This window comes from Methylocaldum sp., from assembly GCF_035627495.1.
Lineage (GTDB): Bacteria > Pseudomonadota > Gammaproteobacteria > Methylococcales > Methylococcaceae > Methylocaldum.
Genome location: NZ_DASPLO010000181.1, coordinates 1 through 2217 on the forward strand (window position 1 = coordinate 1; position 2217 = coordinate 2217).

2 protein-coding genes are annotated in these 2217 nt (G+C 60.1%); both read left to right on the top strand.

Annotation, left to right across the window (positions count from 1 at the left end; all coding sequences use genetic code 11):
* Positions 1 to 162 precede the first annotated feature (162 nt).
* Positions 163 to 1620, top strand: a complete 1458-nt coding sequence (gene istA, locus VEB01_RS16745; RefSeq protein ID WP_324877407.1) for an IS21 family transposase — start codon at positions 163 to 165, stop codon at positions 1618 to 1620.
* A partial coding sequence (locus tag VEB01_RS16750) for an ATP-binding protein (RefSeq protein WP_324877409.1) occupies positions 1617 to 2217 on the top strand: 601 nt, incomplete at its 3' end. The genes istA and VEB01_RS16750, both read left to right, overlap by 4 nt.

Below are 2217 nucleotides of genomic sequence, written 5' to 3' on the forward strand. Positions count from 1 at the left end.
TGGCGGCGGTCGCGCTAAAATCAGCATAAATGGCCAACGAAATTCCGCACCGAACTGGAAATAAAAAGGCCCACTCCATGCTGAGTGACGAAGTTTGGGAGTGCCAACTACCAAACTTACACAGCAAGGAATGGGACCAACTTGAAATCGGTGGGAATAGTCATGGACATCAAGAGCCTGGCCGCTGAAGGGCTGAAGAAAACACAGATTGCCAATCGGTTAGGAGTCGACCGGAGTACCGTTGCCAAGTATCTTGCCTTGGAAAATGTCCCGCCAAGACTCAAGCGGAAAGCCCCCAGCCTCAAGATTGACCCCTTCGTAAATCACCTCAAGGCCCGCTTGGCGAAGTACTCGGAGCTGACCGCTGAGCGCCTCTTCCGGGAAATCGTGGAACTCGGCTATTCGGGCTCACGCCGCACGGTACGCCGCTTCGTGGCCAACGTCAGGCCACACCATGAGCGAGTCTACAAACCGGTCGAGACGTTGCCGGGAGAACAGGCCCAGGTAGACTGGGGCCACTTCGGCACCATCGAAATCGACGGTCAGAAACTGAACCTCTACGCCTTCGTGTTCGTGCTCAGTTACTCCCGGATGCGCTACGTTGAGTTTACCACATCGCAGGACATGGCGACATTCCTAGCCTGCCATAGTCGGGCCATCACGTATGTCGGGGGCTGTCCCCACGAGATCGTCTACGACAACGCCAAGACGGTGACGCTGGAGCGGGTTGGGTCCGTGGTGCGCTTTCACCCCGACCTCTTGCGGTATGCCGCTGCTTACGGCTTCAAGGCCCGGGCCTGTTGGATACGGGACCCCGAGTCCAAGGGGAAAGTTGAGTCGACCGTCAAGTACGTGCGCCAGGATTTCTTCTATGCGACCGAGTTCTCCGGCCTGGAGGACCTTAACCGCCAAGGTCGGACATGGTACAACGAGGTGGCCAACCAGAAGGTCTGCGCAGCCACCGGTGAGGTTCCAGCCCAGCGCCTGGTGGCTGAACGCCAGTTCCTACTGTCGCTTCCGACGAAAGCGGTGGAGCTGCCGGCCGAAGATACGGCGCGGGTCACCAAGACCTGCCTCGTGTCGTGGGGGAGCAACCAGTACTCCGTGCCGCACCGGCTCGCCCGTAAGCTAGTCAAGCTCCACATCTACGAGGACCGCCTGGACGTGTTCCTGGGTGACGAGAAGGTGGTCACGTTGCCCCGGTGCCGGGGGAAGGGGCAGCGGATCATCCAGGACGAGCATTACGAGGGCCGCAGTCCTGGCCCCAGCGGGAAGGGAAGCTCCCTACAGGAGCGATTCGAGGCGATTGGCAAGGTAGCACCCGCTTACCTGCGTGGGGTGGCCAAGTCTCAGACTGGACACCTACGAGAGCAGGCTGAAAGCATCCTCGCCTTATGCGAAACGTACGGTACAAGCGAGGTTCACCAGGCCATGGAGAGAGCTGCCACCTTCGGCGCCTTCAGCTACGGTGTGCTTAAACGCATCCTGGAGAGGCAGCAGCGAGCTCCCGAGGCGCTGCCAGAGCGACCGTCCGAGGGAGTACCGGTTACGGTAGCCGCCCCTGCCATAGCCGTCCAGCAGCGGTCCCTGGACTACTACGCCAAGGCGGGGAGGGCATGACCATGGATGCTGCCCGCTACGAAGAACTCGACCAGGCGCTGCGCCGCCTCAAGCTCAGGCGGATCCGGGAAGTCATGGAGGACTATAATCGGCTGGCCGTAGCCCAGCAACTCTCGTACATGGACTTCCTTGTCGGCCTGATGCATGAAGAGGTAACGTCCCGGAATGAAACACAGCACAGCAAGCGGCTGAAGGCCGCCCGGTTTCCCGATCACAAAACCATCGAGGAATTCGACTTCACGTTTCAGACTTCGGTCAGCCGGCAGCAGATGCTGGATCTCGCCAGACTCCGGTTCGTGGAAGCTCACGAGAATTGCGTCCTGGTAGGTCCGCCCGGGGTCGGCAAGAGTCATCTAGCCAAGGCTCTCGGCCTCAAGGCAATCTTGGCCGGCTACCGCGTCTACTTCACCACCGTCCAGGACCTCGTGGACAGCTTCTACGCCACGTTGGCCGATGGTAGCTTCCGCACCCGGATGCGGAGCCTCATGGCGCATGACGTGATCATCCTCGATGAGCTCGGCTTTCTCCCCATGGATGCCACCGCCTCTAACCACCTGTTTCAGGTTGTTGCCCAGGCGTACGAACGCCGCTCACTCA